General features: G+C 67.1%; 21 protein-coding genes. 8 read left to right on the forward strand and 13 right to left on the reverse strand.

Annotated features, from left to right (window positions below):
* Nucleotides 1–76: 76 nt before the first annotated feature.
* Both ACQHI0_RS11365 and ACQHI0_RS11370 read right to left on the reverse strand, forming a co-directional pair.
* Nucleotides 77–1891 carry an AMP-dependent synthetase/ligase gene (locus ACQHI0_RS11365; protein ID WP_427907898.1) on the reverse strand — a complete coding sequence of 605 codons (1815 nt, stop codon included), beginning with the start codon at nucleotides 1889–1891 and terminating at the stop codon, nucleotides 77–79.
* Nucleotides 1892–1920: 29 nt separating this feature from the next.
* Nucleotides 1921–3216 carry a DUF3533 domain-containing protein gene (locus tag ACQHI0_RS11370; RefSeq protein ID WP_427907899.1) on the reverse strand — a complete coding sequence of 432 codons (1296 nt, stop codon included), beginning with the start codon at nucleotides 3214–3216 and terminating at the stop codon, nucleotides 1921–1923.
* A 79-nt stretch (nucleotides 3217–3295) separates the two neighbouring features.
* Between ACQHI0_RS11370 and ACQHI0_RS11375 the strand changes: the two genes are divergently transcribed.
* The 3 genes from ACQHI0_RS11375 (at nucleotide 3296) to ACQHI0_RS11385 (ending at nucleotide 6739) form a co-directional block, all read left to right on the forward strand.
* On the forward strand, nucleotides 3296–3895 hold the full coding sequence (locus ACQHI0_RS11375) for a TetR/AcrR family transcriptional regulator (protein WP_427907900.1): 600 nt from the start codon (nucleotides 3296–3298) through the stop codon (nucleotides 3893–3895).
* 241 nt (nucleotides 3896–4136) lie between these two features.
* Nucleotides 4137–5039, forward strand: a complete 903-nt coding sequence (locus ACQHI0_RS11380; protein WP_427907901.1) for an aminoglycoside phosphotransferase family protein — start codon at nucleotides 4137–4139, stop codon at nucleotides 5037–5039.
* A 104-nt stretch (nucleotides 5040–5143) separates the two neighbouring features.
* A complete protein-coding gene (locus tag ACQHI0_RS11385; protein WP_427907902.1) occupies nucleotides 5144–6739 on the forward strand; it encodes an alpha/beta hydrolase in 1596 nt (531 codons plus the stop codon).
* 41 nt (nucleotides 6740–6780) lie between these two features.
* Here the strand turns inward: ACQHI0_RS11385 and ACQHI0_RS11390 are convergent, their stop codons facing one another.
* The 6 genes from ACQHI0_RS11390 to ACQHI0_RS11415 all read right to left on the reverse strand — a co-directional run bounded on the left by ACQHI0_RS11390 (nucleotide 6781) and on the right by ACQHI0_RS11415 (nucleotide 12095).
* Nucleotides 6781–7197, reverse strand: a complete 417-nt coding sequence (locus tag ACQHI0_RS11390) for a GNAT family N-acetyltransferase (RefSeq protein WP_427907903.1) — start codon at nucleotides 7195–7197, stop codon at nucleotides 6781–6783.
* A 126-nt stretch (nucleotides 7198–7323) separates the two neighbouring features.
* Nucleotides 7324–9705: an ATP-binding cassette domain-containing protein gene (locus ACQHI0_RS11395; protein WP_427907904.1), complete on the reverse strand. Its 2382-nt coding sequence runs from the start codon at nucleotides 9703–9705 to the stop codon at nucleotides 7324–7326.
* 55 nt (nucleotides 9706–9760) lie between these two features.
* Complete coding sequence (locus tag ACQHI0_RS11400; RefSeq protein ID WP_427907905.1) at nucleotides 9761–10171, reverse strand: VOC family protein; 411 nt, start codon at nucleotides 10169–10171, stop codon at nucleotides 9761–9763.
* A 10-nt stretch (nucleotides 10172–10181) separates the two neighbouring features.
* A complete protein-coding gene (locus ACQHI0_RS11405) occupies nucleotides 10182–10625 on the reverse strand; it encodes a helix-turn-helix transcriptional regulator (RefSeq protein WP_427909136.1) in 444 nt (147 codons plus the stop codon).
* Between the two features lie 104 nt (nucleotides 10626–10729).
* Nucleotides 10730–11287 carry an isochorismatase family protein gene (locus ACQHI0_RS11410; RefSeq protein WP_427907906.1) on the reverse strand — a complete coding sequence of 186 codons (558 nt, stop codon included), beginning with the start codon at nucleotides 11285–11287 and terminating at the stop codon, nucleotides 10730–10732.
* Nucleotides 11288–11306: 19 nt separating this feature from the next.
* Entirely contained in the window at nucleotides 11307–12095 is a 789-nt protein-coding gene (locus tag ACQHI0_RS11415; protein WP_427907907.1) for a DUF1460 domain-containing protein, read from the reverse strand.
* A 235-nt stretch (nucleotides 12096–12330) separates the two neighbouring features.
* Between ACQHI0_RS11415 and ACQHI0_RS11420 the strand changes: the two genes are divergently transcribed.
* On the forward strand, nucleotides 12331–13380 hold the full coding sequence (locus ACQHI0_RS11420) for a glucose 1-dehydrogenase (RefSeq protein ID WP_427907908.1): 1050 nt from the start codon (nucleotides 12331–12333) through the stop codon (nucleotides 13378–13380).
* On the opposite strand, the gene ACQHI0_RS11425 is transcribed toward ACQHI0_RS11420, so the two are convergent.
* Nucleotides 13381–14118: a DsbA family oxidoreductase gene (locus tag ACQHI0_RS11425; protein WP_427907909.1), complete on the reverse strand. Its 738-nt coding sequence runs from the start codon at nucleotides 14116–14118 to the stop codon at nucleotides 13381–13383.
* A 181-nt stretch (nucleotides 14119–14299) separates the two neighbouring features.
* Here ACQHI0_RS11425 and ACQHI0_RS11430 point away from each other — a divergent pair, with 181 nt between their 5' ends.
* Nucleotides 14300–15022 (forward strand): histidine phosphatase family protein, encoded by a 723-nt coding sequence (locus tag ACQHI0_RS11430; RefSeq protein ID WP_427907910.1) that lies wholly within the window; start codon nucleotides 14300–14302, stop codon nucleotides 15020–15022.
* A 154-nt stretch (nucleotides 15023–15176) separates the two neighbouring features.
* Nucleotides 15177–17033, forward strand: a complete 1857-nt coding sequence (locus ACQHI0_RS11435) for a Na+/H+ antiporter (RefSeq protein WP_427907911.1) — start codon at nucleotides 15177–15179, stop codon at nucleotides 17031–17033.
* A 25-nt stretch (nucleotides 17034–17058) separates the two neighbouring features.
* Here ACQHI0_RS11435 and ACQHI0_RS11440 read toward each other — a convergent pair whose 3' ends face one another.
* The gene (locus ACQHI0_RS11440; protein WP_378629092.1) at nucleotides 17059–17604 is read right to left on the reverse strand and encodes a TetR/AcrR family transcriptional regulator; all 546 of its coding nucleotides are present in this window, start codon (nucleotides 17602–17604) and stop codon (nucleotides 17059–17061) included.
* Nucleotides 17605–17817: 213 nt separating this feature from the next.
* On the opposite strand from ACQHI0_RS11440, the gene ACQHI0_RS11445 reads away from it, so the two are divergent.
* Both ACQHI0_RS11445 and ACQHI0_RS11450 read left to right on the forward strand, forming a co-directional pair.
* Nucleotides 17818–18426, forward strand: a complete 609-nt coding sequence (locus ACQHI0_RS11445) for a TetR family transcriptional regulator (RefSeq protein WP_427907912.1) — start codon at nucleotides 17818–17820, stop codon at nucleotides 18424–18426.
* An 11-nt stretch (nucleotides 18427–18437) separates the two neighbouring features.
* Nucleotides 18438–19094: an enoyl-CoA hydratase-related protein gene (locus ACQHI0_RS11450; RefSeq protein WP_427907913.1), complete on the forward strand. Its 657-nt coding sequence runs from the start codon at nucleotides 18438–18440 to the stop codon at nucleotides 19092–19094.
* Here the strand turns inward: ACQHI0_RS11450 and ACQHI0_RS11455 are convergent, their stop codons facing one another.
* From ACQHI0_RS11455 to ACQHI0_RS11465, 3 genes are all read right to left on the reverse strand, one after another.
* Entirely contained in the window at nucleotides 19095–19922 is an 828-nt protein-coding gene (locus ACQHI0_RS11455) for an Abi-alpha family protein (RefSeq protein WP_427907914.1), read from the reverse strand.
* Between the two features lie 2 nt (nucleotides 19923–19924).
* Nucleotides 19925–21343, reverse strand: coding sequence for a hypothetical protein (locus ACQHI0_RS11460; protein ID WP_427907915.1), 1419 nt, complete (start codon nucleotides 21341–21343; stop codon nucleotides 19925–19927).
* A gap of 165 nt (nucleotides 21344–21508) precedes the next feature.
* Complete coding sequence (locus ACQHI0_RS11465; protein WP_427907916.1) at nucleotides 21509–22291, reverse strand: universal stress protein; 783 nt, start codon at nucleotides 22289–22291, stop codon at nucleotides 21509–21511.
* Nucleotides 22292–22360: the final 69 nt, after the last annotated feature.

Genomic DNA, 22360 nt, shown 5'->3' on the forward strand with positions numbered 1-22360 from the left:
ACGAACTCGAGGGGCTGATTCGGAGCGGAATGCGGTATTTAGTTAGACGTAACAGGCAGGCGTCCGGAATTGGGTGTCAGTGACTACCGGACGCTGCGGGTTCGTAGATCTTGTCCACCTCGGTGGCGTACTTCTTCATGACCTCTGCTCGCTTGAGCGACATTTTCGGCGTCAGTTCGCCGGTCGCTTCGGTCCAGTCGACCGGCAGAATACGGACCTTCTTGATCGCCTCGGCATGCGATACCTGCTTGTTGGTGTCGGTGAGGGCCGCATCGATCTCCGCGGTGAGGTCCGGATTCTCGATCAGAGCCTCGTTCGAGGTATCGGCGGGTAGGTTGTGGCTCTTCTTCCATGCCGGCAGCGCTTCGGGGTCGAGGGTGATCAGGGCACCGACGAACGGGCGTCCGTCACCGACCACCATCGCCTGGCTGATCAGCGGGTGCGCGCGCAGCGAGTCCTCCATCATTCCCGGCGAGACGTTCTTTCCGCCTGCGGTGACGATGATTTCCTTCTTACGGCCGGTGATGGTGAGGTAGCCGTCGCGGTCGATGCTGCCGAGGTCGCCGGTCGCGAACCAGCCGTCGGTGAAGGCGTTTTCGGTGGCCTGGGGATTGCCCCAGTATTCGTGGAATACGACCGGTCCGCGCAACATCAGCTCGCCGTCGTCGGCGATCTTCACGGCGTGGCCTTCGGTCGGGCGGCCGACGGTGCCGACCCGGGTATCGGTCGGGGTGTTCACGGTGATCGCCGCGGTGGTCTCGGTGAGTCCGTAGCCCTCGTAGATGGGGATGCCGACCCCGCGGAAGAAGTGGCCGAGCCGCGCACCGAGCGGTCCACCACCCGATACCGCCGCTTCACACCGTCCGCCGAGCGCGAGCCGGAGCTTGCCGTAGACGAGCTTGTCGAACAGGGCGTGGCGCAGCCTGAGGCCTACACCCGGGCCGCCGCTGTCCAGTGATTCGCTCCAGGCGACGGCGGTCTCGGTGGCCAGGTCGAAGATCTTTCCCTTACCGCCGGCATGCGCCTGCTGCTTCGCGCCGTTGAAGACCTTCTCGAACACGCGCGGCACCGCGAGGATGAAATGCGGGCGGAAGCTGCCGAACTGGTCGACGAGCGTGGACCAGTCGGAGCTGAAGGCGACGACAACCTTGGCGTCGAGTGCGGCCAGGGTCACGGCACGCGCGAAGACGTGGGCCAGTGGCAGGAACATCAGTGTCTTGTTGCCCTGGGTGACGAACTCCCCCAGCGCGATACGGTCGGATTTCGACTCGGCGTAGAGGTTCCCGTGAGTGAGGATCACGCCTTTGGGGCGGCCGGTGGTGCCGGAGGTGTAGATCAAGGTCGCCGGGGAGCTCGCGCCCACCTCGGCGCGGCGGGTGTGGACGGCCTCGTCGTCGAGATGGGCGCCGCGCGTGGTCAGTTCCTCGACGCTGCCCTTGTCGATCTGCAGGATTTCGCGCAGGTCGGGCAGGGCGCGGTCGTCGATCTCCTCGATGATTCGGCGGTGCTTGTCGCTGTCGACGATGAGCAGTTTCGTCGCGGAGTCCTGCAGGATCCACTTGGCCTGTTCCGCGGCGGAGCTGTCGTAGATGGCGACGGTGCAACCGCCGGTGGCCCAGATCGCGTGGTCGAGCACGACCCACTCGTACCGGGTGGGCGCCATGATGGCGACTCGGTCGCCGGGTTCGATGCCCGAGGCGATGAGGCCCTTGGCCACGTCGGTGACCGTTCGCGCGAACTCGGCAGCGGTGACGTCGGTGAGGCCGCCGCTGCCGTTCGTGACGTTGAACAGCACTGTGCGGGGCGAGTTCTCGGCGTGCAGGAACACACTGTCGGAGTTGTTCGCGTGTTCCGGAATCGTGTAGGAAGCCGGGGTTTCGAACTCGTGCATCACAGGGCCCTTCCACATGGATTGATCAGTTACTGCGCGGGGGCGTGTTCGATGCCGAGGCGCTGCATGCCACGCAGGTCGTAGGTGTTGGTGGCGACGGCGCCGAGGATCAGGCCGATCGCCAGGCCGGCGAGGGTCATCCACAGTCCCTGTGCCATCCCGGCTTGGAGGTGTCCGTCGAAGAACAGGATGGCGCGCACGGCCAGGTAGATCTGGTGCATGGGTTCGAACGTGGCCATGTCGGCGATCCAGCGCGGGGTCGCTTCGAGCGGGATGGTGCCCGAGGACGACGGGATTCCGAGCACCACGAACACGATGAGGTTGATCATCAGGCCTGCCGTGCCGAAGGCGGCCATCACCGACAGGGCGGTGACCGCGATGGCGGCGATCGCCAGTGTGCCATAGAGAAACAGCATCAGCGGTCGCTCGATAGCCATGTCCAGCACTGTGCCGACACCGAGGAACGCCGCCGATGCGAGTGGGGCGCTGATCGCGGCTATCCCCCATTTGACGAGCAGCGTGTGCCACCGGCTGATCGGGGCAGGCGCGGTGGCCTTGTGCCACGGGCCGTATTCGGCGGGGATGTAGCCGAGTGAGGCGTCGACGAGTGAATTGATCATCATCGCGCCGCTGAATCCGACGATCAGCAGGACGAGGGTGTAGAAGAACGCAGCGAGGCCTTGGCCGGTGCCTTCGGGGAGCGGGTGGTAGGCGGTGACCACGACGTCGATCGGCTCGGCGAGTTGCAGTTGCGCCGCGCCGCTGAGCGGTGTGGCGCCTGCCGTGGCGCGGACCTGCTCACCGAGTTGGGCACCGACGGTGCTGTTCACCTGGGTCATGGCCTGGTCGGCGACGGTGTTCATGATCTGTGCGGCGAGGGTGCCCGCCCGCGGGTTGGTGAGCACGGAGATGATCGGCTGCTCGACCTGGCCGGGGACGATCGAGGCGGCGCCGAGGATGGCGACGCGCTTGGTGAAGTCGCCGGGGATGACGATGGCGCCGTACACCTCGCCGTTCTGCAGCTGTTGCTGAGCCTCGTTGATGCCGAGGGGGCGCAGGTCGATTTTGTCGGCGGGGATGTTGTCGCTCAGTGCCGAGGTGATCTGTTCGCCGATATTGGTGGGTTTACCGCCGACTGTGTCGCCGACGTCCTGGTTGACCAGGGCGATCGGGAAGTCGTGCAGGTGCTTCTCGGGGTCGGCGGTGTAGCCGAGGTACATGGTGCCCAGGAGCGCCGCCAGGATGGTGACCAGGGTGATCGGGGCCAGCCATTCACGGATCGGCATGCTGCGCTGTGTGCGGGTGGGCGCGGTGTTGTCAGTCATGGCAATCGTCAATGTAGTCAGCGACAACAAAGTAGTCAACGCAAACATTCGGATGGTCGTCGGATATCCTGCTCGTACCATGTCCCTGCACACCCCCTACCACCACGGAGACCTCCGCGCCGCGCTACTGACGCGCGCCGAGGCGACACTGCGCGAGGCCGGTGTGGACGGGCTGTCCCTGCGTCAGCTTGCCCGCGACACCGGTGTCAGCCATGCGGCGCCGAGCAGGCATTTCCGCGACAAGCAGGCGCTGCTCGACGCACTCGCCGTCACCGGGCTCGAACGCCTCGGCGCCTGCTTCGAACAAGCCGTGATCGAAGGACCCATCACCGCACGTCTGCAGACAGTCGCCTACGCCTACCTGAGGTTCGCCGTCGACAACCTCGAGCTCTTGCCGCTGATGTTCGCGCGCAGGCACAACTCCACCTCCGCCGACATCCAGCAAGCCGTCGACCGCGCCTTCGCGGTCCCGATCGCCCTGATTGCCGAGGGTCAAGCTGCCGGCGAGATCGTCGCGGGCGACCCGAAACGCTTGGGCGTCACCGCCTTGGCCGCCCTTCAGGGCCTGGCCACCTTCGTCGGTTCCGGCTACACCGCCGACTACGACTCCGAACAACTACTCGACGACCTGGTCCGACACCTGACCCTGGGTCTGTTCCCCCGGCCCTCCCCCAGCTGACGAATCCGCGCATCGACCCTGCCGGATGCCCAGTTGGGTCCGGCGAGGACACCGGTCGGCCGTTGCGCGGCTGGGTCGGTCGGTTGCTGTACGGGAAGAGGGCACGGTAGTTGTCGACCTCTGCGGCTGCGACCGGCACGGGGTGGCGGTGAGTACGCGACTCAGCGGTGCCAGTGCGGCGAGCGCACCGCGGTGGGTGCAGTAGTGGCCGCGGCCTGAGGTGCACGCCTAGGGTCGGATCATGATCGACATTCCAGAGGTGTTCGCCCACGAGACGATCAGTCGCGAAGGTGAACCCGGGCGGGCGTGGATCGCGGCACTGCCCCGGCTGGCGGATGAGCTACTGCAACGGTGGTCGTGCACGCCCGACGGGCCGATCATGCACGGCAATGTAGGGATCGTCCTACCGGTGCGACATCTGGACCTGCCGCCCGCGGTCGTCAAGATCTCTTTTCCGCACCTGGGCAACGTGTTCGAGCCCGACGCGTTCGCAGCCTGGAACGGGCGGGGTGCCGTGCGATTGTTCGCACGAGACGACGAACGCTTCGCGATGCTGCTGGAACGCACAGCACGCGGCACTCTGGCTGAGGTCTCCGACTTCGACGAGGCCGTTGGCATACTCGGCCGACTGTCACATCGCCTGGCCGTCGATGCTCCGGCCGGGCTACCGCGTTTGAGCGACGTGGTAGCCGACTGGACTGACGAGATCTGCACGACCGCCGTAGAATTGGGCGACCCACTCCCCCGTCGTGTGCTGGATGCCGCGGTCGAGACCTTGCGCGACCTCGGTCCTGATCAGCCGCAGACGCTCGTCCACGGTGACCTCCATGATGCGAATGTGCTGGCAGGAGAGCGTGAGCCCTGGCTCGCGATCGACCCGAAGGGGTATGTCGGCGACCCCGCGTACGACGCGATCACCGTTATCCGCAGCTACCGGTTCGCGCCTGTACTGTTCGCACCCGATCCGGCCGCGGGTATTCGTCGCGGACTCGACTTGTATTGCGAGGCGGCGGAGATCGACCGCGATCGTGCCCGCGGGTGGGCGCAGGTGCGGGCGGTCAAAGCTGCGCTCTGGGGCCGGCGTCATGGCGATCCCGACTGGTTGATCCGAGCGACCGATCAGCTGGCCGGCATTCTGTTGTGAGGTGATCGTGGCCGACGGGCCCCAGGCTGCCGGACTGATTCTCAGGGTTCGCCTCCTACGAAAGGGGGACGACACCGGCTGGTCGCGTCCGCATCATCGTGGGCATGGCTACTCCGAAATCCCGCTGGTGCGGCGTTCTCGTCGGTCTGTCGTTGATCGTCAGCGGCTGCGTGGGGACAGACGAGAGGGCGGCGCCGGCATCCATCGGCGTCGAGGAACTGGTTGCCCAGGCCGATGCCGTGCCCACGCCCCGGGTCGAGTGGGTGCCGTGCTCGGAGGACAAGCTGCGGCGATACGAGTGTGCGAGGGTGTCGGTTCCGCTCGACTACACCCGCCTCGACGGGCCGACCATCGAGCTCGCCGTTGTCCGTCAGCGCGCACTCGATCCGGCACGCCGGATCGGAACCCTGTTCACCGCGGCGGGCGGGCCGGGGAACTCGGGGATCGGGTGGGCCGCTGACAGCGAGATGTTCCCGGGCGAGCTGAGTCGGCGCTTCGATGTGGTCACCTTCGATCAGCGTGGCATCGGGCGCAGCGCCCCTGTCCGGTGCTTTCCGAATTCGGCTGCACAGCAAGCATTCTGGGATGACATGATCGTTCCGCCCACTGATGTGGCGCAACAACGAGCCACCGAGGACAGCAGTCGCCGCCTCGCCGCGGGTTGCGCCGAACACGGCGGCGAGTTGATCGACCACCTGACCACCGCCGACGCGGCCCGCGATCTCGACCTGCTGCGGCGAGCCGTCGGCGACCCGAAGCTGACCTACGAGGGTGGTTCCTACGCCAGCTACCTCGGCATCGTGTACGGCTCGATGTTCCCGGAACGTGTTCGGGCACTGCAGCTTTCCTCGATCGTCGACCCCGAGTCCTACACGAACGCCACCCCGACCGATATCGAGAACACCGCGCAGGGCACCGAAGCGGTGCTGGCCGAGTTCCTCCGGCTCTGCGCCGAGGCCGGGGCGCCGCGGTGCGGTTTCGCCGGTACGGGCAACGATTCGGCACAAGTTCGCGCCCGCGACACCGCGCTGCTCGACCGGTCCTCCTTGGCACCGATTCAGGTCGGGCAGGGTCCCGAGTCGGTCTTGGCAACGCACAGCCAGATCGTCCAGGCGCACGCCATGCTGTTGTACGACCCGCGGCGTGGATGGCCCGCGCTGGCCGCGCTGCTGACCGAGCTGGAACTCGGCGCTGCCGGAAACCCTGACGTGGTGCGCGATGTCATGGCGGCGGTCGGACTGACCGGCGGCTTCCTCGATTCGTTCGTCGCGATCTCGTGCGCGGACAACTCCTTTGCCCGACAACCACATCGGTGGCCGGAATTCGCCGCCGAAAGCGCTCGGAACGCTCCCGTATTCGGACCGTTCTGGCTCTACCTGCGCCAGCCCTGTGCGACGTGGGATGCACCCGAAGACGGCTACCCGCAGCGCTACACGGGACCGTGGGCTCAGCGCTCTTCCGTACCTGCCCTGCTGCTGAACAACCGTTTCGACCCGGTGACCCCGGAGAGCTCCGCGCGGCGCACGGCACAAGCGATGGGCACGGCCCGGTTGGTGGTGGTGACCGACGGTTACGGCCACGAGCCGACCGGTGAATGTGTCACCACCGTTCGGCAGCGTTATCTCATCGACCTCGAGGTGCCCGATCCCGGCACGACGTGCGCGCTCGGGCAGGCGCCGTTCGCCGAGGTGATGAACTAGTTGAAGCGGTGCAGAGCCCAGCAGTTCGGCGGGTGTGGCATTCAGGCAGGGTTGGACGGCCAGTTCTTCTCCATCCACAGGTCCGGTTTCGGGTGCGGGGTGAAGCCGTATCGGCGGTACAGGTCGTGGGCATCGCCGGTTGCCAGGGCCATGCGACGTAAGCCCCAGTCGTCCACGTCGGCCATGATGCGGTCGAGCAGGAATGCGCCGATGCCCTTTCCGCGTTGGGAACGGTCCACATAGACGTCGGCGAGCCACGCGAAGGTAGTGCGGTCGGTGACCAGGCGTGCGAAAGCGATTTGCGAACCGTCGCGGAACACGCTGTAGGGCAGCGAGTTCTCCACGAGGCGTTCGACGCGCTCGCGACTGCGGCCGAGTGCCCAGTACGCGTCGGTGGACAGGCGGTCGTGAACCCAGTCGAGGTCGACGGCGGCGGGATCGGTGGAGATCTCGAGCATCGGTCCAGGATAGGCGGGCGGATTCCCGAGCTGTCGAGGACAACGCTAGCCGAGCGGGTCCTGGCAGCGCTCAACACATGTGGCGGATCGTGCCGGCGCTCGAAGTGAGCGCCGGCCGAGCGATCCTCAGGCGCCGACGTAGGTGGCGAGGTGTTCGCCGGTGAGGGTGGAGCGGGCCTGGACCAGGTCGGCGGGGGTGCCTTCGAAGACGATGTGGCCGCCGTCGTGGCCCGCGCCGGGGCCGAGGTCGATGATCCAGTCGGCGTGGGCCATCACGGCCTGGTGGTGTTCGACGACGATGACGGACTTGCCGGATTCGACGAGGCGGTCGAGCAGGCCGAGAAGTTGTTCGACGTCGGCCAGGTGCAGCCCGGTGGTCGGTTCGTCGAGGATGTAGACCCCGCCCTTGTCCGACATGTGGGTGGCGAGCTTGAGGCGCTGGCGTTCGCCGCCGGACAGGGTGGTCAGTGGCTGGCCGATGGTCAGATAGCCGAGGCCGACTTCGGCGAGGTGGGTGAGGATCTTGTGGGCGGCGGGGGTGCGGGCTTCGCCTTCGCCGAAGAACTCGCGCGCTTCGTCGACGGGCATCGAGAGCACTTCGCTGATGTTCTTGCCCGCGAAGGTGTATTCGAGCACTTCGGCCATGAAGCGTTTGCCCTCGCACACCTCGCACATGGTGGAGACGCCTGCCATCATCGCCAGGTCGGTGTAGACCACGCCCGCACCGTTGCAGTTCGGGCATGCCCCTTCGGAATTGGCGCTGAACAGGGCGGGTTTGGCGCCGGTGGCCTTGGCGAAGGCTTTGCGGATGTGGTCGAGCAGGCCGGTGTAGGTGGCGGGGTTGCTGCGCCGCGAGCCCTTGATCGGTGCCTGGTCGATGTTGATGACGCCTTCGTCGATCGGGATCGAACCGTGAACCAGCGAGCTCTTACCCGAGCCCGCGACACCGGTGATCGCGACCAGGATGCCCAGCGGGATGTCGACATCGACTTTGTCGAGGTTGTTGGCGGTGGCGCCGCGAATCTGCAAGGCGCTGCTGGACTTTCGCACCGTGTCCTTGACCGAGGCGCGGTCGTCGAAGTGGCGGCCGGTGACGGTGTCGCTGGCACGCAGCCCGGCGACGCTGCCTTCGAAGCAGATGGTGCCACCCTTGGAGCCCGCGGCGGGGCCGAGGTCGACGATGTGGTCGGCGATGACGATCGTTTCGGGCTTGTGCTCGACGACGAGCACGGTGTTGCCCTTGTCGCGCAGGCGCAGCAGCAGCCCGTTCATCCGCTGGATGTCGTGCGGGTGCAGGCCAGCGGTCGGCTCGTCGAAGACGTAGGTGACGTCGGTGAGGGAGGAGCCGAGATGGCGAATCATCTTGACGCGCTGCGCTTCACCACCGGACAGAGTGCCCGAGGAGCGCGACAGCGACAGGTACCCGAGGCCGATCTCGACGAACGAGTCCAGGGTTTGGCGCAGCGATTCCAGCAGCGGTGCCACCGACGGGTCGTCGACCTCCTTGACCCATTCGGCGAGGTCGGTGATCTGCATGGCGCAGGCGTCGGCGATGCTGATGCCGTTGATCTTCGACGAGCGGGCTTCGGCCGAGAGCCGGGTGCCGTCGCAGTCGGGGCAGGTGCCGAACGTGACGGCGCGTTCGACGAAGGCGCGCACGTGCGGCTGCAGTGCTTCGACGTCCTTGGACAGCATCGACTTGCGGATCTTGGGGATCAGACCCTCGTAGGTGAGGTTGATGCCGTCGACCTTGACCTTGGTCGGTTCCTTGTAGAGGAGGTCGGCGAGCTGCTTCTTGGTGTACTTCTTGATCGGCTTGGCGGGGTCGAAGAAGCCGCTGCCCTTGTAGATTCGCCCCATCCACCCGTCCATGCTGTAACCGGGGATGGTGAACGGGCCCTCGTCGAGTGACTTGTTCTCGTCGTAGAGCTGGGTGAGGTCGATGTCGTTGACGAGGCCCTTGCCCTCACAGGTGGGACACATGCCGCCGGTGATGGAGAAGCTGCGGCGTTCCTTGACGGTGACACCGTGCTTCTCGACTTCGACCGCACCGGCGCCGCTGATCGAGGCGACGTTGAAGGAGAACGCCTGCGAGGACCCGATGTGCGGGTCGCCGAGGCGGCTGAACAGGATTCGCAGCATCGCGTTGGCGTCGGTGACGGTGCCGACGGTGGAGCGTGGGTTCGCGCCCAGGCGGGACTGATCGACCAGGATGGCGGTGGTCAGTCCCTCGAGCACGTCGACGTCGGGGCGCGATTGGCTGGGCATGAAGCCCTGCACGAACGCGCTGTAGGTCTCGTTGATCAGGCGCTGTGATTCGGCGGCGATGGTGCCGAAGACCAGTGAGCTCTTGCCGGATCCGGACACACCGGTGAAGACCGTGAGCCTGCGCTTGGGGATTTCGATGCTCACATCGCGCAGGTTGTTGACGCGCGCGCCGTGCACGCGGATCAGATCGTGGCTGTCCGCAGGTTCTACGGTCGTGCCGGTCTTCTTGGCCGTGCTCATGGGTCTCCCTCGATCAGTCGACATCGCCGGATATCGAATCTACCGGCGCGGTGGCTTACTTGGCCTGCTGGATACGGACCATATTTCCGGCGGGGTCGCGGAAGGCGCAGTCACGCACGCCGTAGGGCTGATCGGTGGGCTCCTGGACGACCTCGATATCGCCTGCCTGCAGCTTTTCGAACAGGCCGTCGAGGTCGTCGGTGGCGAGATTGATACCGGCGTAGGTGCCCTTGGCCATCATCTCGCCGATGACGCGGCGTTCCTCGTCGGTGATTCCGGGATCGGCGGCAGGCGGGTGCAGCACGACGGAGGTGTCGGGCTGGCCGGCGGGGCCGACGGTGATCCAGCGCATCCCGTTGTAGCCGACATCGTTGCGCACCTCGAAGCCGAGCGCGTCGCGGTAGAAGGCGAGGGCGGCGTCGGGGTCGTCCTGCGGCAGGTAGGTCTGGTGAATGGTGAGGTTCATGCCGACCACGCTAATTGCCGGTCGGAGCGGAAGCTTCTCGATTCCTGATCGGTCTGGTCACCTTCTTGACCACGCACGACGGCATCCCCGCGGTCTGTTCGTCCTGCTGCTGTTTGTAGACACTGGGTGGCACGCCGACGAGTTCGGTGAAGCGGGTGCTGAAGGTGCCGAGCGAGGAGGAACCGACCGCGAAACAGACCTCGGTGACGGTCAGGTCGCCGCGGCGCAGCAGTGCCATCGCGCGTTCGATGCGGCGGGTCATGAGGTAGGAATACGGCGACTCACCGTAGGCCAGACGGAACTGGCGGCTGAGGTGACCGGCCGACATGTGTACCCCGCGGGCGAGTGCCTCCACGTCCAGGGGTTGGGCGTACTCGCGGTCGATGCGGTCGCGCACGCGTCGCAGCAGCGCGAGGTCGCGCAGGTTGTCGGGTTTCGCGGTCACCTGCCCGATCGTCCCACGTCGGGCGGCATGCGAGACAGGGGCGTGTCAGGTTTCGAGGACTCGGGCGAGTTCGGTGTGGAAGTGGGGGCAGGTCATGGAACCACCGTGCCTGTTCAGGTCGACCTGAAGTCGAGCTCTTCGGTTCGGCGGACGGCCGCGGTGCGACCGGGCGCTTGCTGGAACTGCCAGTACAGGTTGGTGTGGGCGATGACGTCTTCGGGTTTCGGTGCGCCCCACCGGGATTTGTCGCCGGTGGTGTGGGCGTCGGCGACGAGGGTGACGTCGTAGCCGCGGACGAAAGCGCCGTGGATGGTCGAACGGACACAGGCATCGGATTCGGCACCCGTGACGATCAGATGGCCGACTCCGACCGCGGCGAGCAATGCCTCGAGCTGGGTGTCTTCGAAGGAATCGCCGTAGCGTTTGTGGACCAGCGGTTCGGTGTCGGTGCGGGTGAGTTCGGGAACGTATCGCCAGGGATCACTGTCTTCGACCAGCTCGTCATCGGAGTGCTGGATCCAGATGATCGGCATCTCGGCGATGCGGGCACGGTCGACCAGGGCGGCGATATTGGCGACGATCACGTCGCGGCGGGGCGCTTCGTCGACGACACCGTTTTGCACATCGACGACGAGCAGTGCGGTGTTCGGACGCTCGGGCAGCGTGGTCATGTCGGATCCTTCGAAGCGGTCAGCGTGGGCGCAGGACGACGATGCCGGGGACGGTCCGCAGGTAGTCGGTCAACGGCGTGTCGACGACCTGGTTGTTCGCGGCGAGGGAGGAGGCGTTGCGGAAGACGGGGCCGGTGGGGGTTTGGACGATGAAGCCGACGTGGGTGACGTCGAGGCCGGCATCGGGGGTGTAGGCGCCGAGGTAGTCGCCGGTGCGAAGCGCAGCCGACACTCCCGCGTCGACGGCAGCCGAGGGGATATGGGTGATGACGCGGTCGACCACGGGGACGCCGGGCAGATACAACCCGCCGTCGGCTTTCGCGTTGAGGTGTTTGGTGGTGGTGACGGCGGCAGGGCTCAGGCTCGCGGTGATGTCGGTGGCCGCCAGGCGTTCGCGGCTGGCCCAGTCGGTGAAGAAGTGCTTGCGCTGGGCGAATTCGACCCGCCCGTCGATGTAGCGGGTGGTGACCAGGTTGGTGAGGAACTGGTCGCGATCGGTGGAGCGGGAGGCGGCGTCGATGTAGTCGAGGTAGGTGAAGCAGTCGACGCGGCGCAGGTCCACGACGAGCCGTTCGGGTTCGGTGGCGGAGCCGACCAGCATGTTCGCACCGTAGGGGGTGCCGAGCAGGCGCGCGGAGAGACGTTCGATGAGCTCGCCACGTCCGAGGGTGCCCGCTTCGGCGCGCACGGTGAGCAGTTCGTCGATCTTGCGGGCGGAGGCGTCGTCGACGGCCGGGGCGGCCGAGGCCGGTGCGAGCGCGCACAAGAGCGCGGCGAGCACGAGCAAGATCCGGACGATGATGCGCAAGACGCCTCCAGCAGGCCAGGGTCGATCGGTGCGAACGGCTTCCACCGTAGCCGACGAGTCCGACAGCACCGCAGCACCGCAGGACCGGATCGCAAGTGATTCGCGACCTCGGTGATGCTGTGCGATCGATGCCGTTTCCCGTACCGTTGTCGCAGGTAGTTCGCGGTGAATTCGCGAAGAGGTCGCTCGTGCAGGTTCCGACACCGACGTCCGTTTCGGCGGAAGGGAAACCGACATGCGTGCTTTGACCGTTGTTCCGTATCAGGCCGGATCGTTGAGCATTCAGGACGTGCCCGATCCCGTCCCTGGACCGGACGAGCTTCTCGTCGACGGCATCTCGCTGGGTATCTGCGGTACCGATCGCGAGATCGCCACCGGCACCTACGGGTGGGCACCGCCCGGGCGCGAGCGCCTGATTCTCGGGCACGAGTCGCTCGGCCGGGTACGGACAGCACCGGACGGAAGTGGCTTCGCCGCAGGCGATCTCGTCGTCGGGATCGTGCGCAGGCCTGATCCGGTGCCGTGTGGTGCGTGCGCGCGCGGCGAGTTCGACATGTGCCGCAACGGGCAGTACGTGGAGCGCGGGATCAAACAGATCGACGGGTTCGGGTCGAGTCAGTGGGTGGTGCTCGCCGATTACGCGGTGAAGCTGGATCCGTCGCTGGAGCGGGTCGGGGTGCTGATGGAGCCGACGACGGTGGTTGCCAAGGCGTGGGATCAGATCGAGCGGATCAATCAGCGTGCCTGGTTCGAGCCGAAGACAGCGCTGATCACCGGCGCGGGACCGATCGGCTTGTTGGCGGCCCTGCTCGGTGTTCAGCGTGGGCTCGACGTGCATGTGCTCGATCGGTCGACCGAGGGCCCCAAGCCCGGGTTGGTCGCCGATCTCGGCGGCACCTTCCACACCGGTTCGGCGGCGGAGGTGGCGGCGAAGATCGACCCGGATGTCGTGATCGAGGCGACCGGCGCGCCCGCGGTCGCGCTGCAGGCAGCGGAGATCAACAATCCGGGCGTGATCGTCTGCCTGACCGGGGTGTCGACCCCGGGCAACGAGGCCGAGGTCGACGTGGGCGCGCTCAATCGCAACATCGTGCTCGACAACGCGCTGGTGTTCGGTTCGGTGAACGCGAACCGCCACCACTACGAGCTGGCGGCCCAGTCGCTGGCGAAGGCGGACCCGCAGTGGCTGGAACGGTTGATCACCCGGCGACTGCCGCTCGAGCAGGCGACCGAGGCGTTCGCCGCGGGCGGGTCCGATATCAAGGTCGTCATCGACCTGGCCTGACTACCGCAGGTCGGCGGCCGCGGACTCGGTCGTGGGGACCGCGCAGCCGTCGGGGCCGCAGGTGTCGCCCTCGGCGATGGGCTGGAGGGTGGGGCGGTCGTTCCAGGCGGTGTTCAGCGCGCGGGTGAACGTTTCAGCGGGTTGGGCGCCCGAGACCGCGTATTTGCCGTCGAAGACGAAGAACGGGACACCGGTGGCACCGAGCGCGGCGGCTTCGGCTTCGTCGCGGCGAACCGCGTCGGCGTAGGCATCAGGGTCGGCCAGCACCGTGCGTACCGAGTTCTCGTCCAGGCCCGCGCGCACAGCCAAGGCCACGAGACGTTCGGTGTCGCCGAAGACGGGTTCGGGCTCGGCGAAGTTGCCTGCGTAGAGGGCGTCGAGCATGGCTTCCTGTTTGCCCTGGTCGAGGGCGTAGTGCAGGAGTCGGTGCATGTCGAAGCTGTTGCCGGAATCGCGTCCCGAGGTTTGGTAGGGCAGGCCAATCGCCGCGGCTTGGGCGCCGATGCCGCGTTCGTTGGCGGCGGCCTGGTCGACGGTGATGCCGTACTTCTGGGCGATCGCCGGAATGACCGGGCGGGTGGAACCGGCGGGCAGAGTCGGATCGAGTTCGAAGGACCGGTGCACCACCTCGACGTCGTCGCGGTGCGCGAAGCCGGCCAGCGCTTCTTCGAAGCGGGCCTTGCCCAGGTAGCAGAACGGGCAGTTGATGTCGGTCCAGATCTCTACTCTGGTGGACAAGCGGGCCTCCTGCGGCGCATCGAGGGTGCGGCGGCGGTCCGCCGAACAGATCTGGACAGGCGTTCGAATTCGGGGAGTACAACGCCGGCTACGAAGCCGCTATTCCCTGGCGCGTCCGGGCACGACGGGACGAGCACGAAGGACATCGATGGGGTTCGAGCAGCGGAGGGGGTGGGTGCAGGTGCCTGAAGGACTGGTGGTGCCGCGCGCGCTGGGCGGATTGTGGGCGGTGCGGCACGCGCAGAGTGCGGCCAATGTGTGGTTCGCCGACCCGGCGACCGGGCAGCGGCCGATGCCGGGCACCGATGCCGCGGTGGAGTTGACCGAGCACGGGCAATGGCAGGCGCGACGCCTCGGCGACTGGCTCGCGGGGTTGGCCGGTGTGCAACGACCCACGCTGGTGGTCTGCTCTCCCTACTTGCGCACCAGGGTCACCTGGGCGGTGATGGCCGAGGCCGCCGCCACCCGCAACCGGCACCTGAGCCCGATCCGCACACTGGTCGACGAACGGTTGCGCGATCGGGAGATGGGCGTGTTCGAACTGCATCCGTACCGGGCGATCCGGCGCCGCGCCCCCGAGGAGGGCCTACGCCGTGAACAGGTCGGCAACTGGGTGTATCGACCGCCAGGCGGGGAATCGCTGGCCGATGTGGCGTTGCGGGTACGCAGCTTCCTCGACGAACTGGATGTGGTGGCCGCGGGCGAGCAGGTCCTGGTGCTGACCCATGACGCGGTGGTGGTGTCGTTGCGCTACATCCTCGACGGACTCGGTGCGCCCGTCCCGGATTCGCTCGAGCCGGTGCCCAACGCGTCGGTGTCACAATGGCGGCGCGAGGGTCCGCGGCTGGCGTTGCGGGTGTGGGGTTCGGTCGACCATCTGGCACTGGGCGAACAGACTGGTTGAGTCCTCATGGGGGTGGCGCGTGGTGGTCGGTGCGATCGGCGACGCGGTGCCCGGCTCGGTCTCGGTGCGAGCTCCGGGGTGTACCTGTGGTCGGCGCGGCTGCCGGTGGGCGGCGGCGACGGACTGACCGGTCTGTCGGTGGGAGAATGCGCGGGTGGATGTCGCGATCGGTCTGGTTGTCCTCATCGGCTCGGCGACGGCACTGGCGGCGCTGGCGCGGCGATTCGGGGTGTCCGAACCGCTGGTGCTGACGTTGGCCGGGGTGGCCGCGTCGTATCTGCCGATGGTGCCGCAGGTGCACCTCGAACCGGAAGTGGTGCTGCTCGGGTTGCTGCCGCCGCTGCTCTACACCGCCGCGCTGCGCACGTCGCTGGTCGATTTCAAGGACAACCTGCGCACCATCGCGTCGCTGTCGGTGGGTCTGGTGCTGTTCAGCACGTTCGCGGTCGCACTGGTGGTGTGGTGGTTGCTGCCGGTGCCGTTCGCGGCGGCGGTCGCGTTGGGTGCGGTGGTCGCTCCCCCGGACGCGGTCGCCGCGACCGCGGTTGCCCGGCGCACCGGGATGCCGCGCAGCATCGTGACGGTGCTCGAGGACGAGTCGCTGTTCAACGACGCGACCGCGCTGGTGGCGTTGCGGTCGGCGATCGCGGCGATGGCCGGTGCCGTGACCGCATGGCAGATCGGTGGCGATTTCCTGCTCGCCGCCGTCGGTGGCGGGGTCATCGGGGCCGTGGTGGCGGCAGCATTGGCGATGGTGCGCAGGCGGATCACCGATCCGGTGCTGGATACCTCGGTGTCGCTGCTCGCCCCGTTCGTGGCGTATCTGCCTGCCGAGCATTTTCACGCCTCGGGCGTGATCGCGGTCGTGACGTGCGGGATGATCCTCGGTCACGGCGCGCAACGGTGGCAGGGGGCCGCCTCACGCGTCGCCGAAACCACCAATTGGCGCACCATCCAGTTCATCCTGGAGAGCGCGGTGTTCTTGATCATCGGGTTGCAGGTGCGCTGGATCGTGGAGGGCGCTTGGGACAGCGGGTTGGACCACGGCACTCTCGTCGTCACGGCGGTGGGTGTGCTGGCCGCGGTGATGCTGGCACGCCCGGTGTGGGTGTTCACGCCGGTGCTGGTGGCCAGGCTGTTCGGGCGCGCGAGCGAGCCGTTGAGTCATGCGGCGGTGGTGTCGTGGGCGGGGATGCGCGGGGTGGTGACGTTGGCGGCGGTGTTGTTGCTGCCCGACTCGACGCCGCAGTTGCCGGTGCTGGAACTGCTCGCCCTGGTGGTGGTCGGTGGCACGCTGCTGGTGCAGGGCAGTTCGTTGCCCTGGCTGGTGCGGTTGCTGCGGTTGCGTGGGCCGAGCCGGGAGGAGGACGCGCTCGCGAAAGCCGATCTGCTGCAACAGGCTTCGACCGCCGGTCTGGCCGAACTCGACCGCGGGATCGGACCCGACACCCCGGAACCGGTGATCGAGTCGCTGCGCCAGCGACTGATCTGGCGTTCCAACGCCGCGTGGGAACGGTTGGGCCGCCCGGAAGCCGAACTGGTGACACCGACCGCGGAGTACCGGCGGCTCCGGCTGGCGATGCTCGCCGCCGAACGTGACGCGGTGCTGAAGGTTCGCGACGCGGGGGCAGTGGATTACGAAGTGCTCCAACATGTGCTGGCCCGGCTCGATCTCGAGGAGTCGATGATCGACCGGTTCGACGAGAGCGACGACGAGCGCCGCGCCGAACCGCTCTCGACCGCGGCCGGTGCGCGGGGGTGCGCGCATCTGGACGACGCGCCGCTACTGGCGGAACCCGCCGGTGAACTGGTGTGCCAGACGTGTCTGGACGAGGGTCTGCGCTGGGTGCATCTGCGAATGTGCACCGCCTGCGGGAACATCGGCTGTTGCGAGTCCTCGATCGGCGACCACGCGAGCGCCCATTACCGGAACTCGGCGCACCCGGTGATGCGCAGCGTGGAGCCCGGCGAAGCCTGGCGCTGGTGCTACGTCGACCAATTGCTCGGATGACTCCGGACTCCGAGCAGCGGCCCGGCTACCCGCGGTGGGAGTAGATCAGGCGGGCGTACTCGGCGAGCAGGTGGTCGAGTTCGGTGGATTCGCCTGCGGCAGCTAGCTGTTGGTAGCCGATGATCATCGCCATCCCGAACTCGGTGACGACGGTGGCGGTCGCCGTGTCGTCGACGACGCCGTCGATCACGCGGTGCACGGTGCGCCGACGTGACTCGTCGACCCGCTTGACGGTGACGTGCACCGATTCGTCGTTGGCCGCCCAGGCGCGCAGCGCGGCTTCGGCACCGTGTTCGAGTCCGCTGGCCAGCACCGACATGGCGCGTACGTCGGCGTCGGCGTCGCCGTGGCCGACGTCGAGCGCGCGTAGCTCGACCATCTGACGGTTCTCCCAGTGTTCGAGGAGGGTGTCGACGAAGCCCTGCCACGAGCCGAAGTGGTGATAGAACGAGCCGCTGGTGACGCCGAGGCGACGGCAGAGCACCCCGATGTTGAGACCTTTGAAACCGAACTCGGCGAGCACCGCCACCGCGGTGTCGAAGTACTGCTCCTTGGTGACCACTCGGGACATCGCGATGCCGTTCTGTTCGTGCGGGCAGGGCCGAAGAATGCGAACAGTACCCCATCGTATCGAGCCCCCGCGCGAACGTAACGTTGTCTACGCTGTGCTCGAATCGGCCATATGGGCAACGAAATACCAAGTGGCGGAACGAAATACGTGCACAACAGCCCAAAAGCCCATCCGAATGGAATAGCAGAGCAGACGCTCTGTAAACTTTTGTTCATGCCGAGACCGCGCACCCACGACCCGCAGACGGTTCTGGACGCCGCCGAGAACCTCGCGGCCAGTTCCGGACCCGCCGCTGTCACGGTGCGCGCGGTCGCCGCCGCTACCGGAGTATCCAACGGCGCGCTCTATCACACATTTCAGTCTCGACAGGTTGTGCTGGCGCGCACCTGGTTACGCGCCGCGCACCGATTCCTCGCCCTCCAGAACGCCGGCATCGACCGGGCCGTCAAGGCGTCCGACCCCGACACCCGTATCGATGCGGTTCTCGACGCGGCCGAGGCACCGGCGCGCCTGGCCGAGGTTCACCCCGACTCGGCGCGCCTGCTGCTGATCGTCGACCGCGCCGAACTGCTCGCCGGCGATATCCCACCGGCTTTGGCGCAGGAGATCGCCGACACCGAGAAGGCGCTCCTCGCCGCCCTCAACCGGCTCGCGCGCGCCCTGTGGGGTCGCGCCGACCGACGTGGCGTCGCCACCGTCACCACCTGCCTGGTCGACCTGCCCACCGCGCTGCTGCTGCGCCGCGAACGGCTCACCGACCCCCTGGCCCGCGCCCAGCTGCGTGCTGCCGTGCGTGCCGTCCTCGACCTCGGTCCCCACTGAAAAGGAAACCCATGCCCACACTGCGCCACCACGATTCGATCGCCGTGCTCGACCTCGGCGACGGCGAGAACCGCTTCTCCCCCGAGTTCCTCGACGACATGAACACCCACCTCGACACGGTCGTCGCCGAGGGCGCGTCCGCGCTGGTGACCACCGCCACCGGCAAGATCTACTCCAACGGTCTCGACCTGGACTGGCTCTCGGCCAACGGCGACCGGGCCGCCGAATACGTCGCGGCGGTCCACACCCTGTTCGCCCGGGTCCTCACCTTGCCGATGCCGACGGTCGCCGCGATCGGCGGACACGCCTTCGGTGCGGGTGCGATGGTCGCCATGGCGCACGACTACCGGGTGATGCGCGCCGACCGCGGCTACTTCTGCTTCCCCGAAGCCGACATCCGCATCCCGTTCACCAACGGCATGGCCGCGCTCATCCAAGCCAAGACGACTCCCAAGACCGCCGTCGCGAGCATGACCACGGCCCGCCGCTTCGGTGGCCCCGACGCGCTGGCACTGGATCTGGTCGACGCCACCGCCGCCGAAGGCGAAGTTCTCGATGCCGCACTGGCATTGGTCGCACCGCTGGGTGGCAAGGACCAGACCACGATGACGGCGATCAAATCCGTCATGTTCGCCGACGTCCTCGACGCGCTGCGCAACCGGGACTGATCAGGGCAGCCGGGGGCCCTTGCCCAGGTAGATGTCACCACGGTCATCGCCTGCCCAGCCGCCCCCGGTGTAGTCGCCCAGCACGAAACACGCATCGCAGAACTGCTTGCCGAACACGGTGAGGTAGATGCTGCGATAGGAGCTGATCGCCCGCATCTTCACCGACTTGTAGGCGGCCTGTGCCGGTGGTTGCGCTTCGAGGAACGCGTAGCGGCGGAAGTCGGCGACCGGCTCGGTCGAAAACCGAACCAGCCCTAAGCGACTCAGGTTCCCCAGGTAATGGTGGTCACGGTCGGGCAGCGCACACCCGGCCATGGCGGCGATCATGTTGATGCCGTCGGCCAGCCGTTGCGAGCCGATCCCGAACGGGGCCTTGGTGCGGATGTCGATCGCGGGCTGCGGTCCGGCGACCGCGAGGAAGCGCAGGATCCGCGCTTCGTCCGGTGTCAGGTCGTGCAGGATCGGCACGAACGAGGGATGCAGCTCGCGTGGCTGTTGCGCGCAATCCCAGCCCTCGGTGATCATCGCGTCGCCCATCGCCTTGAGATCGGCAGCGTCGACCTTGGTTTCGACCGGACCGTAGACGCCGGTGGCGGTGCTGGTGAGGCCGAGCGCGCTCAACGCGGTGCGGCGCAACACATCCATCCGTTCGTCGAAGATCTGCGACATCGGCTCGCCCGCGCGGAGATCGTCGACGAGGTCGGTGGCGGTGTGCACAGCACCCTTGGTCACCGCTGCGACGATGTGGCGCAACGACAGTCCGGCGATGCGTGCCAAACCGAGCAGATCGGTGGGGATTCCGGGTTCGCGATCAGGGTCGGGTTCCATGTTCACGCTCCGAAGATCAGCAGGTGCAGTGCGCCGATGACGGCGCCGAGCAGACCACCGTGCAGATACAGCAGCCAGGCGTCCTGTTCGATGGCGGTGTACAGCATTTCGACGAACTCCTCCGGCGGCAGTTCGCGCAGTTTCTCGGTGGCGAGCCGGTCGACGCTGGCCGCGGTGGTCTGGGAGAACTCGACGTCGTCGACCAGCCACGGCTTCATCTCGGTGGCCAGGCTCGCGCCGGCGGTGGCCTGGATGGCGTCGAAATGCGATGGCCCGATCGCGAGCCGGGTCACCGAGCGCAACGGGCCGAGGATCCGGTCGATCTCGACCTGGAGGAAATGCGCGATGACCGCGCGGGTCTTGTCACCGCTCGGCCCGTCCAGCAGTTGCTCGGTGACGACGTCGAGGGTGACGATCTGATACCCGATCGCATGCCCCAGATCGGCCGCGGCCTGGTACTGCCGTTTCGCGAATTTCGCGACCCCCCACGGATATCGGTAGCGCGGCTGCGGCACGGCGGGTTCGAACACCACTTTGATCGCGATGATGTTGACCAGCACACCCACCGCCGCGCCACCGGCGAGCACCCACGCCCACGCCGGCAGGAAATGCAGGATGCCGTAGAGCCAGCCGGGCAGCGAGATCATCGCCGGGGTGTCGCCGTGCGGTGTGCTGTAGTGCAGCAGCGACAACCACAGCGCCACGATCACCCCGAACGGGAACCCCAGCACCCCGCTGCGGACCATGAACCGCAATTCCGGCGCACCGAGCCCGTAGATCACGTCCTTGAGCAGTTCGGGCCGTCGGCGCAGATAGCCGACGACCATCAGTTTCACATCGAGGAGCTGGTCGATGTTCGCGCCGATGAAGTCGAACGCGCGATCGGTGACCGCGGGCAGTTCGGCCTCGACCCGCGTGTACACGGCTTCGCGTGCGCGCGGGGGCATGTCGGCCCACAGCCGCGGGTGCTCGGCGACCATGATCGAGTCGACCATCGAGCGCACGTTCGGCAGCGCCACCAGCGCGACCTGCGCGGAGATCTTGCGCGGATCCATCTGGTCGAAGAAGTCCTTGGCGGTGCCGATCTTGGCGACGGCGTTGTCGACCATCAGGCTCGCCATCTTCTCCGAGCGGGCCGGGATGAACCCCTGGAAGCCGAGGATGCCGCCGGGGGCGAAGGTCGGCAGGATCTGCACTTTGCGCGGCAGCAGCGGGAAGATCGTTTTCAGGCCCGGTACGTAGAAGCCGGTGAAGCGGACCGGCGCGAACAGCATGATCACCCCGGTCCAGTTGGTGATCAGACCGGCCATCGCGCTGAAGATCGGGATGGTGATCATGTCGACCCAGAACTTGCTCAGACCGGTCGTCTTCTCCCAGTCCAGCAGGCCGAAGAAACCCGCCGCCTCGATCCCAGCATTCATCCGGCGTCCACTCCGTTGTGTGGCGAACATCGCGCGTAGAGCCATCATAGGCGAACGAACCCGCTGGTCCGGGCACTTCCGCCGCTACCCGCTATACCGGAGCAAACACCGGATCAAGGCCGGACGTGAGAGTCTCGCCGAGCCCGCGCGGACGATGAACGCCGGTCAGTGCGTGGTGTTGACCAGCAGCAGATTGGTGTCGATGTCGTGGGTGACCTTGTTGGCTACCGAGCCCAAAAGTCGTGCGGGACCGCTCATTCCGCGGTTTCCGATCACGACGAGGTCGTATTTCCAAGCCGAGTTGCAGATCGCCTCCGCGGCGGGGACGCCGGTGAGGACGTCGCGACCGAACAGTTCCGGGTCCTCCACGGCGATCTGGCCTTCCACCTCGATCAGCGTGTCGACGCCGTCGTCGTCGGTCTTGGCGGAGGTCACCAGGAACGGGCGCGCACCGAGCGCCACGGCGACGTCGTAGCCGCGACAGACCGCGGTCAGCGAACTCGTCGAGCCGTCGGTGGTGAGGCCGACGGTGGTCCAGCGTTTGGGGATCTTGCGGGTGAACACGACGTCGGTCTGGCTGTGATGGGACACGTGATTGGCCGTCGAACCGAGCAGGCGGGCTTTGGAACTGCCCAAGCTGCCACCCGCGATCACGAGCAATGTGCCCGGTTCACGCTCGGCGGTCTCGAGCAGTAACGCACCTGCCGTGCCGTCGAGTTCGATGCGGACGACCTCGGCCACACCGGCCTCGAGCAGCGCTTCGGCGGCCGCGCGGGTGTTCTCCGCGGCCCACTCGACATCGGTGCCCGATTTGCGCCCCGCGCTCCACACACTCACCGCGGCGACCGGGACGCCGAGGCGCCCCGCGAGCTCCCCCGCCACCGCTACCGCCGTCTGCGCGGACTCCGAGCCGTTGGTTCCCACGATGATGCGCTGGTAGCAACCCATGTGACGCTCTCCGATCGACGGCAGGTCAGCTGCGCTGTGGCCCACAGTATAAGCGCAGCACACTGCGGG

The sequence above is a fragment of the Nocardia sp. FBN12 genome, from assembly GCF_050320175.1.
In the GTDB taxonomy this organism is placed as follows: Bacteria; Actinomycetota; Actinomycetes; order Mycobacteriales; family Mycobacteriaceae; genus Nocardia.

What these genes read in the sequence shown, in the direction of transcription:
- ACQHI0_RS11365 (WP_427907898.1), bottom strand. Translation starts at nt 1,891, where the DNA reads ATGCACGAGTTCGAAACCCCGGCTTCCTACACGATTCCGGAACACGCG.
- ACQHI0_RS11370 (WP_427907899.1), bottom strand. Translation starts at nt 3,216, where the DNA reads ATGACTGACAACACCGCGCCCACCCGCACACAGCGCAGCATGCCGATC.
- ACQHI0_RS11375 (WP_427907900.1), top strand. Translation starts at nt 3,296, where the DNA reads ATGTCCCTGCACACCCCCTACCACCACGGAGACCTCCGCGCCGCGCTA.
- ACQHI0_RS11380 (WP_427907901.1), top strand. Translation starts at nt 4,137, where the DNA reads ATGATCGACATTCCAGAGGTGTTCGCCCACGAGACGATCAGTCGCGAA.
- ACQHI0_RS11385 (WP_427907902.1), top strand. Translation starts at nt 5,144, where the DNA reads ATGGCTACTCCGAAATCCCGCTGGTGCGGCGTTCTCGTCGGTCTGTCG.
- ACQHI0_RS11390 (WP_427907903.1), bottom strand. Translation starts at nt 7,197, where the DNA reads ATGCTCGAGATCTCCACCGATCCCGCCGCCGTCGACCTCGACTGGGTT.
- ACQHI0_RS11395 (WP_427907904.1), bottom strand. Translation starts at nt 9,705, where the DNA reads ATGAGCACGGCCAAGAAGACCGGCACGACCGTAGAACCTGCGGACAGC.
- ACQHI0_RS11400 (WP_427907905.1), bottom strand. Translation starts at nt 10,171, where the DNA reads ATGAACCTCACCATTCACCAGACCTACCTGCCGCAGGACGACCCCGAC.
- ACQHI0_RS11410 (WP_427907906.1), bottom strand. Translation starts at nt 11,287, where the DNA reads ATGACCACGCTGCCCGAGCGTCCGAACACCGCACTGCTCGTCGTCGAT.
- ACQHI0_RS11420 (WP_427907908.1), top strand. Translation starts at nt 12,331, where the DNA reads ATGCGTGCTTTGACCGTTGTTCCGTATCAGGCCGGATCGTTGAGCATT.
- ACQHI0_RS11440 (WP_378629092.1), bottom strand. Translation starts at nt 17,604, where the DNA reads ATGTCCCGAGTGGTCACCAAGGAGCAGTACTTCGACACCGCGGTGGCG.
- ACQHI0_RS11445 (WP_427907912.1), top strand. Translation starts at nt 17,818, where the DNA reads ATGCCGAGACCGCGCACCCACGACCCGCAGACGGTTCTGGACGCCGCC.
- ACQHI0_RS11450 (WP_427907913.1), top strand. Translation starts at nt 18,438, where the DNA reads ATGCCCACACTGCGCCACCACGATTCGATCGCCGTGCTCGACCTCGGC.
- ACQHI0_RS11455 (WP_427907914.1), bottom strand. Translation starts at nt 19,922, where the DNA reads ATGGAACCCGACCCTGATCGCGAACCCGGAATCCCCACCGATCTGCTC.
- ACQHI0_RS11460 (WP_427907915.1), bottom strand. Translation starts at nt 21,343, where the DNA reads ATGAATGCTGGGATCGAGGCGGCGGGTTTCTTCGGCCTGCTGGACTGG.
- ACQHI0_RS11465 (WP_427907916.1), bottom strand. Translation starts at nt 22,291, where the DNA reads ATGGGTTGCTACCAGCGCATCATCGTGGGAACCAACGGCTCGGAGTCC.